The organism is Legionella jordanis, assembly GCF_900637635.1.
GTDB lineage: Bacteria > Pseudomonadota > Gammaproteobacteria > Legionellales > Legionellaceae > Tatlockia > Tatlockia jordanis.
Map to the genome: position 1 here is coordinate 2476469 of NZ_LR134383.1, position 14704 is coordinate 2491172.

The window sequence follows — 14704 nt, forward strand, 5'->3', positions numbered from 1 at the left end:
CTACCTCACAAGTCTTGATTTTTGCCAGACACCTTGATGGTGAATGTAGGGCGAGTGTCTTAACCCCCACTTTGCCATCAACAACACAGTTTTTTTCATTAAATAACCATGCGGTTTACCAGCCTTAATGGCAGCCGCCCGTTTAGGGCAAAAAGTAATGGACACAATAAAACCAACAATGAAACCAATACATCCGACGGCCAACGGATAGCCAATAAAAAGTCCTGCCAAAGCACATCCCATGCTAATTAGTGGTGTTGTTACCACCACTATCCAGATAAGCTCTCTTAGGCTTAACCCTTTATAGGCTTCATAATCAAACGACAGATGACGTGAGGACGGTTGATTCATGAATCCCCCTAAATCTTGAATTTGGTAATCATGCTGTAGCCGACATAACCTGCTACAATACTGATGGCAAGATAAGTAATCCCCATCACCGCAAACGTACCAAAGGCCACCATAGAACCATCATTTTTTTTAGATTCTTCAATGCCATGCTGAATGGTAGTGATGAATTTAATAAAACTCATGACAGCAGCAATAAAAAGCAATAAGCCCAGGCCTTGACGAACATAGTTACCTGTAACTGTCATCATGCTTTTATTACCATCACTGATGTCATCGGCATTAGAGATTTTTGGAAACCAGTTATCGGCAAACAATGCGGGCGCATAATTTAAAGTAATGAGTCCTGTACCCATTCGTTGCCCCCATTGTTTGACACCTGCAATTGACTTTTTCATGATTAATTCCCCTTAACGATTAAAATTAGAATGAATAAACAAAACCCAAGAACAATGCGGATTAAGCGGGAGCCTAGAAGGATAAGAAATCCTTCTTGTTCTTTTTCTGTATTACCCATGAATTGATTGATGCACCAAATAAGGCCAATAATGACTAGCATGATGGCGACAAATCGGATGCTGCTTGAGTAGGCACTTGCAGTTGTATCGCCTGCAGCTTGTTTAAAACTGGAAGCAAAAGTTTTGGCAATATCTACTTTGCTCATCGTCACTTTCCTATAAAATCCAACGCTAACGGCTTGATGGTTTTAGGTTCAATGGCTGGTTTATTGATGTAATCAATCAGCGCATTACGAATGGACAGTAAATCGGTACGAAGGCCTGCGTGTGTCTTTCCATCAGAGCCTTCAAAATGTTCTATATGCAATTGGATGCGGGTATTGGGTTTAATTTCAGTTTTTGCTTCATCAAGCAAAGGCATGATGGCATTAATCTGATTAATTATTCTGACCAGCGTTTGGTTGAGTGCATCGTCACTTGCATGAGAGGCCATTGGCAGACTTAATATGAGTAATAACAATAATCGTTTCATGTTTTTCTCCTACAAATATTTTTTAAATCGACTTGCGGTGATTGAAACCATGATGCCTAACAATAGGCTTGCAGGTACAAAAACAAAGGCAGGCGTGATGCTTATGGGCAGCGCAAGCCATAAGCTTAATAACAGTAAAAGGCCTCGCTTGGCGTGGCGATTGAGTTGGTGAAAGACATAGGATGATTCACGGCCTAATGATGCGGTACGGATAGCGCGTTGATTTAACCCATCAACCAGTCCAACCACGACCATTAATAAAAACAGAGGGATAGCCGAAATCAGAATAACCAGTTTGATGAACATTACTTGAGTAGTTAATCCCATCAGTAACCAAACTTGATTGGCAATTAGGATAAAATCTTGTGTTATTTCATTTAAATCGTTGGTTTCATCAGGCATCACTTCATCCAGCCCTTTTTTAATCAGGGAGCCTGTTTGCGCCGCTTTGTTGGCAACACCTTGAGTAGGAATGGTTTTTAACCAGGATTTAATAGTGTTAGCAACCATCACTCCGTTAAATGCGGTAATTGCTTGCGTTTGTTTTTGAGAAAGCGTGGTAACTGAACTAAAAGCTTTTTCAAATCCTAAACAGCACCAAAGACTGGATACCCAACCCATAAGTATTAACCAGCCCAATAAAACAAGCAGCATAAAACTCATGACCGTTTTTTTGGAGGGTTTGGGTGTTGCAGTCCTTATTGCCATAATTCTTCCCCAAAGAAAGCGAGTGGGTAATGGGTTTCTTGAAAGAGTTCCATTAAGTCATCCACGTTAGCCGGTAATAAAGGCGCTTTGGTGAGGCGTTGTAACGCTTGAAGTTGTTCGCTGGTATTGATGTTGGCTACAAAGCCCAAGGATTGTGCTTCTTCCAGCTTTTTCGCGTTTTTTTGCAACCATTGGTAAGAGTCCGTATCATCCCCAATGATGAACACAGGGTTTGAGAAATTAACGAGTGTGAGTGTTCGCTTTTCTACTTTGCCAGCAGTGGCTTTACTTGATACGGGCAGTCTTGCATCCAACTTTTCTTGTAGTTTTAAAGATTCTTCGGTGAGTTGGACTTGGCTTTCTTTAATGAATTGCTCCATGTTAATGGTTTGCCAGGCATAGCAGGAAGTTATCATCAGTAACCCAATGAGTATGGTTGACCGTCTCATATTAAAATCTCCCCAAATCAACGATGCTGGAATGGCCGTTTTTGGAGAGCAATAACAGCGGTAATGATTTTTTGACTTTGAGGGATTGGTAGCTTAGTTCCCCATGGTTGAGGCTAATGCGGCCAGCATTAACAAGATGTTGTGGTATTTGATGTTGATTCGCCCAGATTTGGATGGTTGTATCATTCATATCCAGTAACATCAGATGTAATTGTGTATTCTGTGTTTGCTCTATGGCATCAAAGAGCATCAGCAAAATGGTTTTTACAGCATCCTGTTCTTTGATAAAGAAGTACAGGGTATCGCCCTGGCTTAATTGCACTGGTTTGTGGGCATAGGGTGAATAAGGGGATGGATCAAAATCACCAATCACAGGGATATTTACAAACAGCTTGTTATAGGCCTTATAAAAAGCATTGTTCCAGGCAATATTTTTCGCTACTTTCTGGGCTTCTTGTTTTGCTGCCAATTCTGCAAAATGGTTGCGTTCGGTTTCATTTCTGGCATTAAGACCCAGAATATCAATAGGGGTTTGTCTTAAGTCTTTGTAGTAGAGTTTACTTTTATTTTGCATGAGTAGGACATAACGTTTTTCTTCCTCAGGCGTTAATCCCCACACTTTAGCTTCATGCAGTTGGGTATCGGTCAGTGTAATTTTATTGATGTCTTGCTCTGAGGTCAGATCGTCTTCATTAGTCGTTAATCCTGTTCTTGCCAATGTTTTATCTTCAATGGCAAAGTGATTTAAGGGCTGTTGATTTAATCCTGGAATAGTCAGATCAGCATGTACTGCATGACAGGTTAATATGGAAATCAGGAAGGCAGAATACTTAAGCATCAGATTCTCCAGACAACACATCCATACTCACCACAACATGCTCTTTATTACCGTTTTCCAATTCCATGCGTTGTAGACCGAAGTCAATACTTAATACTGTCCAGCCAGCTAATTGGTCGCTTTTTTCCAAAGGCACTGTTTTAAAGTTATAAGCCACTGTTGCCACACTGACTTGCTGAATGCTGTCTATACTGATGACTTTAAATGGTAAGGTGTTAACGGGCAGGTATTTAATTGGATGCTGCTTTTTATCCAAAGCCATCACCATTTCACGTAGTACATCCAACCTTTGCGTTAATTCAGCACGATTATCATTAATCAAGCGATTAATATCTGCTTCATCATGATTTTTGAGCTGTTCAATCAAGTAGGTCAGTTTATGAAAATCCTGATTAACAGCAGTTAAATCCACTGTCTCAACGGGCTTTTTGACTTCCGCATGCAAAGCACCAAGCTGTGCTTGCAAGGTATCAAGACGATGTGAAATAACATCCGAATCATTCGTTTTATTTGTTGGAAAATAGTTAATACCAACAATGATACCTGCCAAGGTCAAGCCTAATCCTGCTGCCAATAAATACTTTAAGGTCGTTGTGCGATTGATCATGATTTGCCCCCATTTCGTACCCCAGCTCTTAATTTGAAATTCACTTGCCGTAATAAAGGATCTTCAATTAAGGTAAAGGACTGTTGGCCAACAAGAACTTCAAGGCCGTCCTTAACAGTCAAAGGGCCGAGGTTTCTATCAATCTGAGGCAAGGCTTGGCGCATGACGGTTTGCAGGCTCTCAAGTTGTTTTTCTTTCGATACCAGAGAAAATCCTGAAAACTTCAACCACCATTCAACTGCCTGACCTATGGTTTGTACTTCTTGAGGAAAATGGACTTGTTGAATGGCAAGGAGTGGATTGATCTGGGCTGCTAATGGTTTGTTGGCAACGGTTGCATAGCGGTTTATCTGGGTAACATTGGCTGCAATAGAGCAGAGTGATGTTAGACCCAGTGCGCCAATTAAAGATATTTGAACGCTAGTTTTCATTTTGATATCTCTTTATCGTTGTTTTGAGGATTGGTTTGTTTTCTTAAAAAAATTTCTTTTCGATCAACATCAATATGAGCTGGAGCCTTAATGCCTAAAGCGACTACTCCTCTTCGTTGATAAATGACATGTATTTCAATCTGTCCTTTATCAATTAGTATTTGCTCACCCTTTTTTCTTGTCAGTACCAACATTATTTTTCTCCGGTTATTTTTATTTCATGTTTAAGATTGCTTTTATTTTTCTCAGGTGCGTGTGGGCAACAACAGGGTCACAAGGTTTGTAAACCTCTCTTTGAAAACATTGTTTTTTTCTGGATAATAGTTGTTTGCAACACTCAATAAATTGCGCCAGCGCAGGCGGCATTTCGCGGTTTTTAAGACACTCATCAATTGCTTGATCAATTAACTGAGCATCAAATCCCTCTAGTGCTTTTGACCATTCTTGACGTGCAAAATTTGAATAGGCTTCATTCTTGAATTGGCTACGCCATATGTGTCCATAGAAGGTTGAAAATTTCAGAAACAGTTTGTTGACTTGCTCAATGCAATTTCCAGAGGCTTTGGAACTCGGCGTCACTGAAACTTGGGCTTTCACGCAACTCTGTAGTCCTGATGCTGTTTGTAGATGATGCGTATTTACGATTTGTTTCATGGATTGCATGGTCATACTCCTTGGCTTCAAGATTTGTTGATGTTGTTTCCCAGCATCGCTGCGTTAACCAATTTGCTGGATACTTCCAGGCCGGAACCCAAACGCCTTCGGAGCGTTTTTTTATCTCAAGTTGAATTTGTTCGGTTAAGCGGGCTATGATTTGCTGGACTAAGCTCTGAGAAGGCTTTAGTTTTTTAAATACCTCAAAAGCGTTTTCTTTTTCTTTTTTCAGAGGGTACAGATCCCAGAAGATATCAAAGGCTTGTGATAAAGAAATAAAAAAATAATTATTATTATCTTGAGGAGTGGCGGGTTCATCCCTTGGGGTTGTGTCGGGATCTAGTTTATTCGTATTGGATTTTGTTGAGTCTAATAGACTTTTTTGTGGTTCTTGAGGTGCGCTATAGTCATGTGTTTTTATGGCGGCTTTATTATGAACAGAATCATGCCTGTCTAGTAATAAACAACGTAAAACAAGCTTCCTTTCCCAAGACTGGATTTGAATTAACCCAGCCTTCTCAAGCCCTTTCAAAGCACGTCGCAATTGATCTTTACTTGGGCTACCGCTTTTAATACCAGAATGAGGTTCTATGTAAAGTGCTTCACTCAATGACTGATAACTAATACCACGACGAATACCGACTAACCCTGTTTTGTAATCAACGTAGGGTTTAATGCCTTGAAGATAAGTTAATTGTTGTAGATAAGGTAAACCACTGAGTGCAGAAAGTTCCTGATGGGTGATAATAATAAATTCCATAGCATGACCTATTATCAATGAATAAAAAAGAAAAAATAAAACAGGATGTGATTTTTAAATAAATTTATGATTAAATATGGTAAGTATCACTAATTTATAAAAAACAAATCGTTTTAATTTATTCATAATATAAAACGAATCGTGTTTTTGTCAATGGGTATGTCTCATTTTTTTGAAGGATCACAATGGATATTAGAGAACAAATAGGTAATCGTATTACCAAAGCTCGTAAAGAACTGGGTATTACAATTAAAGAATTAGCAGCAAGAACAGCAGAACTATCTCCTGCAAGAATTAGTAATTGGGAGCAAGGAACACGAAGCCCTGGGCCATTGGAAGCTAAACTGCTTGCCGATCAGTTAAATGTGTCTGCTTCTTACTTGTTATGCTTAACGGATAATCCGCAAGGCGATTTAATTCAGAATCCTGAAAATAAGTTTCGGTACATCCCTATATTGAGTATGAAAGAAGCACCACATGCTAGAGAAATTTTAGGTCAACAAGAACCCTTTATTTTTGAAAAAACAATTTTGGTTGATTCACTGAATCCCTCGATTAAAAGCTCGGCGTTATTTGCCACCTCAGTGGACGATAGCAGCATGCAACCGGAGCTTAACCCAGGAGATGTGGTAGTTATTGATGGAGATTCACAACCTAATCCAGGCCACTATGTTTTAGTTTATTTAACCCAGAAAAAACAGACAGTATTACGCCGATATGGAGAAGCAGATGGTTGCCACTTTCAGTTATTAGCATGTAGTGACTTATGGGCAACAGTCAGTATTAAGGACGCTCAAGAGGCTCAGATAATAGGGGTCGTTATAGAGATTAGAAAGTATCTGCGGTGATTTTTGGCAGAGCTTTCAAGAATAGAGATATAATTTGATGCAGTATAACCTAAAAGGAAAAACGGCTTTAATCACTGGCGCTTCTAGTGGTTTAGGCGAACGTATGGCTTTTGTATTAGCGGAACATGGTGCCAAAGTGATTTTGGTTGCCAGAAGAGAGGAGGTCTTACACGCTATTAAAAAGCAAATCCCTAATAGTTCATTTTATCTTATGGATGTTGCAGATAAGAAGTCAGTACACACTGTATTTAAACAGATTGAAGAAGATCAACATCGAATTGATATTTGTATTAATAATGCAGGCATTGGCATATTCTTACTTACAATGCCCTTTGAAAGTGATATTGTTTTAGTGATTAGTCAGATTAACGAAATTAAATCAAAATAGAAAAAGGAATTTGTGCATTATGTATAGTTTCAATATAAAACAACAGGATTCTTTTAAAAATACTAAGACAGATGTAATTGAAGCCTTAAAAACAGAAGGATTTGGTGTATTAACGGAAATTGACGTACAGGCAACACTTAAACAAAAACTGGGCGTGGATGTTAATCCTTATCTAATTCTCGGCGCATGCAATCCCCAGCTTGCACATCGCGCGCTTGAAATAGACCCTGATATTGGTTTGTTATTACCTTGTAATGTTGTTATTAGAGAAGAAAATGAAGGTAATATTCTTGTTTCCTTTATGGATCCGCTTGCGGTTATGGGGCTTGTTAATAAACCTGGAATGCAAGAAATAGCACAAGAAGCGCGCAATCGACTCGAGCGTGTTAGTGTATTATTAACCAATAAATAGCAATTGGACTCAGGTCTTCACTGGCTAAGAGTTCCCCTCTTAATTGAAAATTTATGTTTCTGGGAAGTGAATTGCTCAGAATTAAGACTTTTGGTAGGAGTTTTGAGGAATAATTAAATGACCAACTGATTTAAGGATCGATGTCATTATTAGTGACTTGTTACCCTTACTAAAGCACGTGACTTAATTTAGTCTTTGAAATACCTCAAAAAAAGAACGGTTACTAAATTTATTAAACAGGAAAAAATATGCTATGTAACAAAAAACAATTATACTGGCTTTGGTTATCAGTGTTTGCCGTCCTACTAGATCAATATGCAAAATATCTTACAGCAAGTCATTTATACTATGGTGAGTCCATTCAAATCTTCCCAATATTTAATCTTACTCTTACCTTTAACAAAGGTGCGGCATGGGGCTTTTTAAATAATGCAGGTGGTTGGCAGGTTAGTTTATTTGCAATGATTGCCATAATTTTCTCAATCGCAATAGTAGTCTGGATTTATCGTTTACCCATGGAAAAACACTGGCAAGCCTGTTCATTAAGCTTAATTCTGGGTGGTGCAATCAGTAACTTAATTGACCGATTTGCTCACGGTCATGTGATTGATTTTATCCAAATACATTATCATCATTGGTATTTTCCTAACTTTAATATCGCAGACTCAGTAATCACTATTGGTGCTACGATGTCACTCATCCTTCTAAATCTAAATAGAGAATCCAATGAAAGGTGAGAATGACTTAAAATTTTGCCAACAGAACATGCATTTTATATCAGTCGTAGTCTATTAGACTACTTACAATACAAGAGCCTAAGCTTTAAGCATACGAAGCCCACTTGCAATAACTACAATCTCACTTATTTCATGGGCTAGTACAGCCACAGGCAAAGTGAAATAACCGCTCACAGCGCCGATGATGAGGATAGTAATGACTAAAGCAGAAAGGCCTAGATTTTGTAGGATAATATTCCAAGTTCTGTGACTAAAGTTGATTAAATAAGGCAACTTTGATAAGTCATCCCCCATTAAAGCGATATCCGCGGTCTCCAATGCAACGTCAGTGCCGATGGCACCCATAGCGATGCCGACATGAGCTGTTGCCAATGATGGTGCATCATTGACGCCATCTCCTACCATAGCTACTCTCCCCATAGAGGCTTCAAGTTCTTCTACCTTAAGAGTTTTATCTTCTGGAGACAGTTCAGCATAAAACTCATCCACATTTGTTTGTTGAGCAATAATGGAAGCAGTTAAGGAATTATCACCTGTCAACATAACTACTCGCTTAATTCCAGCGCTTTTTAAATCCAATACGGCTTGTGCTGCATCCGGTCTTAACGGATCAGTAATAGCAATTAATCCGATAATTTTCGATTTATCTCCTAACAAGGAGACCGTTTTTCCTTCTTCTTGTAATTTTTTTATCTGTTCAATTGTGTTATCTAAAGTTACTCCTCTTTGGGTAAATAATTTAGAGTTACCAATCCATAACTCTTCTCCTGCCACCGAGCCTTTAATTCCTAACCCAGTCAATGATTGAAAGTTTTCTGGTGCAACAGGTTGGATATTTTCTTGTTTTGCGCGCTGTAAGACTGCCTGAGCGAGGGGATGTTGGGAACGAAATTCAAGAGCCGCCGCTAAAGTTAATATTTGATGTTCCGTATAATTATTGAATGCAATAATATCCGTTACTTCAGGATGCCCAAGCGTCAGTGTTCCTGTCTTATCAAGTGCTATGATTTTTATCTTGGCTAAATTTTCCAAATACACTCCACCTTTAATCAATAATCCATTGCGTCCTGCTGTGCCAAGTGCTGCTACCAGAGTAATTGGAATGGAGATGACCAGAGCACAAGGCGCTGCAGCAACGATAAACACAGTAGCGCGCATAATCCATTCGCTCCATTCTAATCCAGATAAAGGGGGCAAAACGGCAATAAAAATACCAGCTAAAAGAATAATAGGACTATAATATTTACCAAATCGTTCAATAAACCTTTGGCTACGGCCTTTTTTATCTTGGGCTTTTTCAACCAGATAAATTATTCGAGATAAAGTATTATCAGTAAATGTCTTCGTTGCACGTACTGTAAGCGTTCCTTCCCCATTGATGGTTGCCGAAAAAACTTGACTTCCTTTGGATTTTTCAACAGGAACTGATTCACCGGTGATTGGGGCTTGATTGACATTAGAATGACCAGAGACGACCTCACCATCAGTGGCGAGTGCTTCCCCTGGATGAACAATAAATAAATCTCCTATTTGAATCTGTTCTATAGATACGTGTTGTTCTTGTCCATTGCGGATTACTAATGCCATTTTGGGAGCGAGATCCATGAGTGCTTGAATCGCATGACGTGCTCGTTCACTCGCATAACCCTCTGCTGCCTCAGAAATAGAATATAAAAACACAAGCGTTGCTGATTCCACCCAATGACCCATTACTCCCGCAATAATTGCGGCTGTAGACATTAGAAATTCAATACCAATTTCATATTTTTTAACAAGCTTTTCAATAGCTTCGCGTCCAAAATAGAAACCACCTATCAATACAGCACTGATATAAAAACCATTTGCTATGTTTTTAGGAAGATCAAGGTATTCTCCTATAAATCCTATCGCCAACAAAAAAAGAGAAATGACGGAAGTAATTACCTTTGGATTACGCCAGAGACTGGGCATAGGGGTTTTGTGGTTAGAGCAATTAGAACACGACATTATTTATATTCCTTTCTATTCATTAGCAATGCTTGGGCACTGATGTTGCAACGTCCTTTTTCACGTAAAAGTAAACGTTTTCGGAAGCGAGACAAATCCTCAACAAAAATACCATTATTATCTGGTAGAACTTTAATTAGCTGATAAAGATTTGGTAGGAATTTAGCTTTATCCATTTTATGAGCTAATTCGTGATAAACCCAACGCCCTTGTTTCTCTGCTATTAATAAACCTGCTTGTCGAAGAATTTTGAGATGACGAGAAAGGTTATATTGAGGCTCCATAAGGCTATCTGCTAATTCGCATAAGCACGCTTTTTCGTTTGTCTTAATTAAAACACGCATAATACGAAGCCGCGTTAAATCAGCCAAGGCCTGGAATATCTCAGGGCTTTGAATTTTAATAGTTTGCATAGTTGCATAATAATGCAACTAATAAAAAAACGAGTCAATACTTACGAGGTTCAAATCTATGTAAGATGCTAGTTAAAATAAAAATTTAGAGAAGATTATATTATCTTCTTCATTCGTCTTTTCATACCTCATCGAGATCATTGTCTCGGCTTTTATCCAGCGCTCACGACTCAACCAAGAGAATCGCTATCTATATAACCGAGCGATACTTTCCGCCGGCGGATTGCTCAGGCAATTCTTTGGATCGCTCGATAGCAACATTGTTGAGGCCGCGCTTTTTAAGTAAGTGCTTGGTATTTGCCTCCGCGATTTGCCATGCATAGTCCGAATCAGCGTCAGCAGCGAGCCTTAATCGCAGTTGCAAATTTGTCGGTGATATTTGAACGATCTGTGCTTTCTCGACTCCGGGAATTAAATCAAGCTCAAGCACTAGCGCCGGGATGCTCACTTTTTCTCCGTTGTCTTTTTTGAAGGTAAGCACATCAGCGGTACGACCAAGTACGCGGATTGCAGGCAATGTATTTCCGCAGGAGCATGGCTCTGGTTTTAACATGATTCGGTCTCCCAAGTCGTAACGGATTATGGGCTGGGTCTTGTTCGCGAGATTGGTCACCAAAACGGTATGCGACATCACGCCAGGCGGTGTAGCGCGGTAATCGGCGTCAACCGGCTCAAGAAGTACCCAATCGGCGTTGACATGAAGCCAGTGGTGCTCGCAGGCGGGGCCAATGAACATACACTCGGTTGCCGCGTAACTATAAAGAACTTTAGTCTTAAACGCATTGGCGATTCGATCATATTCAGGAAGCGGCAGCCCTTCGGCAGAAAGAACAACTAGAGCGGGATTAATCTGCAGGCGACCTGCATCCTGCTCACTGGCTAATAGCGCACCTATGCTTGCGTAGGGCGAAAGGAGGGTTGGCCGAAATTTGTTTAACTGTGCGACCAGCTCCGGTGTTGGCATGTCGACGGAAAACACCCGAATGGCTTTCGCTCGGCGTTTGCTTCCTTTGCGCATACGGTTGGCAGCGACCACCTCGGCATAATGGCCGCCAGTAGCGCAAATCATGGCTGTGCGAAATCTGCCGAAAATCACCTTTGCAATGTCTATCAGGCTGACTTGCCATGCCATCAACCAACGAAGAAGCATGGTTTGGGTCACTGCAAGGGTTTTTTCGTCCACCACAAATATGCCGGGCGTTCCCGTTGTGCCTGAAGTAGTGATAAGCACGTATTTTCCCAAAAACCGCTCTCCGATGAGGTTCAGATTTCCAACAAACTTTTGCGCCTTGTCCACCGTAATCTCGCGATCAGTCGCCCAATCGTCAAAGCGCGCCATGAGTTTTTTCTTGTCAGTAATAGGCAAGAGATTCAGGTCTTCGATTTTTTCTGGAAGACCTTGATATAGTTCGTGATAGTAGGGCGAATGAGCGCGCGCGAAAGCCACTAACTCTGCGAGCCGTTTGCGCTGGCGTTTTTTTACAGCTTCGGGGCCCTGTTTTTTTGCCTTGCGTCCATCAAGATACAGTGACAAGACGCTTTCGTTAGTGGCGTTTTTTTTCATTGTTTCCTCATTTTTGTCTTCGGTTTTTCCTTCATGTATAGAGTCAGCTACAGTTCTTATCTTGCCAAGTCAATAATAAATGTCAACTTCACAGCCATAAGCTGACATTTTTGGCGCATAAAGTTGCGCCTTTGTTCATTATATAATTGTCAAATATTTTTCTTTCTAAATTCAACAAAATCTTAAGCTATCATGATTAGGAGCCGTTTGCATTTCACATAGGTATCTAGGGATGATCGGATTTGATGATTATTTCGAATAGTTCTCAAACTTCTTCACTATCATATTCTTTGTCAGCATCTCTAAGAGGTAATTTTTTGATGAATTCTGGTGCTATTCTGCAATTATGTACCTCACCGCCCGTTAATTTGAAATTGATTGGAAGCTCTTGAGTGTCGGTAGCTATGTGAATTTTCGTAGTATTTTCGCCTCGAGATTTACCAATAGCTTCGTTATCATTGCTGCTGCTTTGAAAATTCTTCAGTAATTCTTTTGAAGAGCAATGATTAAATGGTTGATAAACCGTCATACACCCAAAAAGATGGTTTATGTCCTACTTCGTTTTTATTGTCCACTCTAATATGCAAATTTATCCTAGCATTAACAGTAATTGTCCAGTCATTTAAGGCTGAAATTAATACTGCCAATCTATAATCTTATATCCATTCTCCTTATCTCTTCTTAGTTAACCGCTTTGCCCACCAAAGAAGAATAATGGTAATAATTCCATTGATGATAATTCCCCAAAAATTTTTAGTGGGAGTTAAGACGTAAAAGTTAAAATCAATCGGTAAAGAAACAAAAAAAGCGAAAAAGATATGTGTAAATGTATGCCAAAACTCAGCACCGGCCAGAAAAATAATTAAATCGCGTAAAGAAAACATGATGATTCTCCTTATCTTCATTCCTATAATTTACTCGTCGTAAACTAAGTAGTTTCAAATGTGTGTTCGAAACAGGATTGTGAGAACTCCCCTTGTTCACCTAGTATAGCAACGAATAGATAGTTGGGGCTTTATTTTCTGTTTTTGCAGATTCAACTGATTTTAAATACCTAGGTACTCCAATTGTTATATCTTGCTGAGAAATACTAAATTTATTGTTTGATGCAGGCGATCTCGGAAGGAAAAAACAACGCTATAATTTCGATTGGTTTCATCTCGATAGTTAGAATGATGAATGCCATGCATTCTAGGCTAACAATTATTTTATTAATTATTCGCTCAAAAAGAATTGGTAATCTCACCTTGCTGTGATGAAAAACGTACAAATCTGAAAAACAAATTCATAACAGAAAAACGTGATTTGGTTTATGCCAATCAAACCCAGTTGGATTAATCTAAAAATACTTGGATAGGCAATTTCCACACAGTGGAATCGCATGGATCGTCACATCTAAATCGGGATCGATGATGCGTGTTATGAAACGCCATAGAAGAGGAATTTCATGATTCATGTCGGTGCTGAAAAAATGGAACCTTTGTGATGAATTAAGAGATTAAGAAAATAATATTTAGCTATTATACTTCATTTGAATAGTATGTTTTCAGGGCGGATGATAATAAGGGATCAAGTTTCATGGTTGTTCATGATATAAAGCAATTAATTCTTTACTTGAAGAGCAACCTAAAGATTCTATCAATTTGGCAATAGTACCTTCAACTGTCCTATAAGAAACATGGGCTTCGCGTGCAATTTCTTTAGCTGATTTTCCTTGGGCTAGTAACTTGAGGTATATGGCTTGTTGTTCAGATAAATCAACTTTTGTATGAGATATTTTATGGAATAGTGTCATATCTTTTTTCTCTAAAGTTGATTTTAAGCTTGGTTTGGACGGTATCTTTTCATTTCCCAAAATAGCTTTAACAATACAATGTGTATGATCTTCTAATTTGCCATCATCACCCTGAATCGTCAGTGTAGCTATTTCTTTATATAAACTATCGCGTTCATTATGCAATTGATCAAAAAAGTCATGCAAACTTGGTACAGGTAATAAATAGGTTGCATTGCATGAAGTGCGTTCGACTTGAACTGGCGTACTAACATCCAAAAATACGGTCATTTCTTGGCACAATAATTGGCGATTTTTTTCGGAGCAAGCAACACTAGGATCGGTTGTCACAACGATATGCTCTTGGGTGCACAAGGAGGCTAAAATTTCAAATTGACAATCATAAAAAGCACAACTTCCTTGGCTGCCGAGAACTTCAGACAAGTGACGGCCAGTATGAGATTCCAATCCCAAATCTGCATCAATAAATCGCCATCCTAATGATTGGGCTATGCTCTTCGCAAGTAATGCTTTACCTGCTCCATGATGGCCAATAATAAAAATTCGTAGAGGTTGATTCATTTCTATTTTCCCAAACATAAACCATACAATAATTATACAAATGGGTGTAAAGATGTATCAATACGTAAAACTACGTGAATTGAAGCCACTACGCGTTATAAGAATCACAATTCAAAAACATCGTTGATAAATTGAATTACCTTTCGAGCAGAGCGGAGTTCTATGAATTGAACGTGAGGGTATTTGGATTGCAATTGTTGCAAAATAGGGTTGAC

At 39.2% G+C, this 14704-nt stretch carries 21 protein-coding genes; 4 read left to right on the top strand and 17 right to left on the bottom strand.

Annotated elements, in window-relative coordinates:
* The 11 genes from EL203_RS11075 to EL203_RS11130 form a co-directional block, all read right to left on the bottom strand.
* Positions 1–351: a TIGR03750 family conjugal transfer protein gene (locus EL203_RS11075; RefSeq protein ID WP_058471195.1), complete on the bottom strand. Its 351-nt coding sequence runs from the start codon at positions 349–351 to the stop codon at positions 1–3.
* Between the two features lie 8 nt (positions 352–359).
* Entirely contained in the window at positions 360–746 is a 387-nt protein-coding gene (locus EL203_RS11080; protein WP_058448731.1) for a hypothetical protein, read from the bottom strand.
* Positions 747–748: 2 nt separating this feature from the next.
* Complete coding sequence (locus EL203_RS11085; RefSeq protein WP_015961511.1) at positions 749–1012, bottom strand: hypothetical protein; 264 nt, start codon at positions 1010–1012, stop codon at positions 749–751.
* 2 nt (positions 1013–1014) lie between these two features.
* Positions 1015–1338 (bottom strand): hypothetical protein, encoded by a 324-nt coding sequence (locus tag EL203_RS11090; RefSeq protein WP_058471196.1) that lies wholly within the window; start codon positions 1336–1338, stop codon positions 1015–1017.
* 9 nt (positions 1339–1347) lie between these two features.
* Positions 1348–2046 carry a TIGR03747 family integrating conjugative element membrane protein gene (locus EL203_RS11095; RefSeq protein ID WP_058471197.1) on the bottom strand — a complete coding sequence of 233 codons (699 nt, stop codon included), beginning with the start codon at positions 2044–2046 and terminating at the stop codon, positions 1348–1350.
* The gene (locus EL203_RS11100; protein ID WP_058471198.1) at positions 2037–2495 is read right to left on the bottom strand and encodes an integrating conjugative element protein; all 459 of its coding nucleotides are present in this window, start codon (positions 2493–2495) and stop codon (positions 2037–2039) included. Before EL203_RS11100 ends, EL203_RS11095 begins: the two co-directional genes overlap by 10 nt.
* A gap of 1 nt (position 2496) precedes the next feature.
* A complete protein-coding gene (locus tag EL203_RS11105; RefSeq protein ID WP_058471199.1) occupies positions 2497–3333 on the bottom strand; it encodes a TIGR03759 family integrating conjugative element protein in 837 nt (278 codons plus the stop codon).
* On the bottom strand, positions 3326–3940 hold the full coding sequence (locus EL203_RS11110; RefSeq protein ID WP_058471200.1) for a hypothetical protein: 615 nt from the start codon (positions 3938–3940) through the stop codon (positions 3326–3328). The genes EL203_RS11105 and EL203_RS11110 overlap by 8 nt, the downstream gene beginning before the upstream one ends.
* On the bottom strand, positions 3937–4371 hold the full coding sequence (gene pilL2, locus EL203_RS11115) for a PFGI-1 class ICE element type IV pilus protein PilL2 (RefSeq protein ID WP_058471201.1): 435 nt from the start codon (positions 4369–4371) through the stop codon (positions 3937–3939). Before pilL2 ends, EL203_RS11110 begins: the two co-directional genes overlap by 4 nt.
* Complete coding sequence (locus EL203_RS11120) at positions 4368–4565, bottom strand: carbon storage regulator (protein WP_027220152.1); 198 nt, start codon at positions 4563–4565, stop codon at positions 4368–4370. The genes pilL2 and EL203_RS11120 overlap by 4 nt, the downstream gene beginning before the upstream one ends.
* 347 nt (positions 4566–4912) lie before the next feature.
* The gene (locus EL203_RS11130) at positions 4913–5785 is read right to left on the bottom strand and encodes a hypothetical protein (RefSeq protein WP_058471203.1); all 873 of its coding nucleotides are present in this window, start codon (positions 5783–5785) and stop codon (positions 4913–4915) included.
* A 185-nt stretch (positions 5786–5970) separates the two neighbouring features.
* On the opposite strand from EL203_RS11130, the gene EL203_RS11135 reads away from it, so the two are divergent.
* The 4 genes from EL203_RS11135 to lspA all read left to right on the top strand — a co-directional run bounded on the left by EL203_RS11135 (position 5971) and on the right by lspA (position 8170).
* Positions 5971–6633, top strand: a complete 663-nt coding sequence (locus EL203_RS11135) for a LexA family transcriptional regulator (RefSeq protein ID WP_058471204.1) — start codon at positions 5971–5973, stop codon at positions 6631–6633.
* A gap of 37 nt (positions 6634–6670) precedes the next feature.
* The gene (locus EL203_RS11140; RefSeq protein ID WP_232003942.1) at positions 6671–7021 is read left to right on the top strand and encodes an SDR family NAD(P)-dependent oxidoreductase; all 351 of its coding nucleotides are present in this window, start codon (positions 6671–6673) and stop codon (positions 7019–7021) included.
* A gap of 19 nt (positions 7022–7040) precedes the next feature.
* Positions 7041–7433 (top strand): DUF302 domain-containing protein, encoded by a 393-nt coding sequence (locus EL203_RS11145; protein ID WP_058471205.1) that lies wholly within the window; start codon positions 7041–7043, stop codon positions 7431–7433.
* 248 nt (positions 7434–7681) lie between these two features.
* Complete coding sequence (gene lspA / locus EL203_RS11150; RefSeq protein WP_058471206.1) at positions 7682–8170, top strand: signal peptidase II; 489 nt, start codon at positions 7682–7684, stop codon at positions 8168–8170.
* Between the two features lie 78 nt (positions 8171–8248).
* On the opposite strand, the gene EL203_RS11155 is transcribed toward lspA, so the two are convergent.
* The 6 genes from EL203_RS11155 to EL203_RS11180 form a co-directional block, all read right to left on the bottom strand.
* Positions 8249–10156, bottom strand: a complete 1908-nt coding sequence (locus EL203_RS11155) for a heavy metal translocating P-type ATPase (RefSeq protein WP_058471207.1) — start codon at positions 10154–10156, stop codon at positions 8249–8251.
* Positions 10156–10569 carry an ArsR/SmtB family transcription factor gene (locus tag EL203_RS11160; protein ID WP_058471208.1) on the bottom strand — a complete coding sequence of 138 codons (414 nt, stop codon included), beginning with the start codon at positions 10567–10569 and terminating at the stop codon, positions 10156–10158. The genes EL203_RS11155 and EL203_RS11160 overlap by 1 nt, the downstream gene beginning before the upstream one ends.
* Before the next feature lie 190 nt (positions 10570–10759).
* Positions 10760–12133: a CoF synthetase gene (locus EL203_RS11165; RefSeq protein WP_058471209.1), complete on the bottom strand. Its 1374-nt coding sequence runs from the start codon at positions 12131–12133 to the stop codon at positions 10760–10762.
* A 265-nt stretch (positions 12134–12398) separates the two neighbouring features.
* Positions 12399–12662 (bottom strand): transposase, encoded by a 264-nt coding sequence (locus EL203_RS11170; protein ID WP_058471210.1) that lies wholly within the window; start codon positions 12660–12662, stop codon positions 12399–12401.
* 142 nt (positions 12663–12804) lie between these two features.
* Entirely contained in the window at positions 12805–13017 is a 213-nt protein-coding gene (locus EL203_RS11175) for a hypothetical protein (protein ID WP_058471211.1), read from the bottom strand.
* A 692-nt stretch (positions 13018–13709) separates the two neighbouring features.
* Positions 13710–14489: a shikimate kinase gene (locus EL203_RS11180; protein WP_058471212.1), complete on the bottom strand. Its 780-nt coding sequence runs from the start codon at positions 14487–14489 to the stop codon at positions 13710–13712.
* Between the last annotated feature and the right edge of the window lie 215 nt (positions 14490–14704).

Coding starts and splice junctions, on each gene's coding strand:
- EL203_RS11095 (WP_058471197.1), bottom strand. CDS start 2,046: ATGGCAATAAGGACTGCAACACCCAAACCCTCCAAAAAAACGGTCATG.
- EL203_RS11145 (WP_058471205.1), top strand. CDS start 7,041: ATGTATAGTTTCAATATAAAACAACAGGATTCTTTTAAAAATACTAAG.
- EL203_RS11100 (WP_058471198.1), bottom strand. CDS start 2,495: ATGAGACGGTCAACCATACTCATTGGGTTACTGATGATAACTTCCTGC.
- EL203_RS11105 (WP_058471199.1), bottom strand. CDS start 3,333: ATGCTTAAGTATTCTGCCTTCCTGATTTCCATATTAACCTGTCATGCA.
- pilL2 (WP_058471201.1), bottom strand. CDS start 4,371: ATGAAAACTAGCGTTCAAATATCTTTAATTGGCGCACTGGGTCTAACA.
- EL203_RS11140 (WP_232003942.1), top strand. CDS start 6,671: ATGCAGTATAACCTAAAAGGAAAAACGGCTTTAATCACTGGCGCTTCT.
- EL203_RS11085 (WP_015961511.1), bottom strand. CDS start 1,012: ATGAGCAAAGTAGATATTGCCAAAACTTTTGCTTCCAGTTTTAAACAA.
- EL203_RS11090 (WP_058471196.1), bottom strand. CDS start 1,338: ATGAAACGATTATTGTTATTACTCATATTAAGTCTGCCAATGGCCTCT.
- EL203_RS11160 (WP_058471208.1), bottom strand. CDS start 10,569: ATGCAAACTATTAAAATTCAAAGCCCTGAGATATTCCAGGCCTTGGCT.
- EL203_RS11175 (WP_058471211.1), bottom strand. CDS start 13,017: ATGTTTTCTTTACGCGATTTAATTATTTTTCTGGCCGGTGCTGAGTTT.
- EL203_RS11080 (WP_058448731.1), bottom strand. CDS start 746: ATGAAAAAGTCAATTGCAGGTGTCAAACAATGGGGGCAACGAATGGGT.
- EL203_RS11130 (WP_058471203.1), bottom strand. CDS start 5,785: ATGGAATTTATTATTATCACCCATCAGGAACTTTCTGCACTCAGTGGT.
- EL203_RS11135 (WP_058471204.1), top strand. CDS start 5,971: ATGGATATTAGAGAACAAATAGGTAATCGTATTACCAAAGCTCGTAAA.
- lspA (WP_058471206.1), top strand. CDS start 7,682: ATGCTATGTAACAAAAAACAATTATACTGGCTTTGGTTATCAGTGTTT.
- EL203_RS11155 (WP_058471207.1), bottom strand. CDS start 10,156: ATGTCGTGTTCTAATTGCTCTAACCACAAAACCCCTATGCCCAGTCTC.
- EL203_RS11075 (WP_058471195.1), bottom strand. CDS start 351: ATGAATCAACCGTCCTCACGTCATCTGTCGTTTGATTATGAAGCCTAT.
- EL203_RS11120 (WP_027220152.1), bottom strand. CDS start 4,565: ATGTTGGTACTGACAAGAAAAAAGGGTGAGCAAATACTAATTGATAAA.
- EL203_RS11165 (WP_058471209.1), bottom strand. CDS start 12,133: ATGAAAAAAAACGCCACTAACGAAAGCGTCTTGTCACTGTATCTTGAT.
- EL203_RS11180 (WP_058471212.1), bottom strand. CDS start 14,489: ATGAATCAACCTCTACGAATTTTTATTATTGGCCATCATGGAGCAGGT.
- EL203_RS11110 (WP_058471200.1), bottom strand. CDS start 3,940: ATGATCAATCGCACAACGACCTTAAAGTATTTATTGGCAGCAGGATTA.
- EL203_RS11170 (WP_058471210.1), bottom strand. CDS start 12,662: ATGACGGTTTATCAACCATTTAATCATTGCTCTTCAAAAGAATTACTG.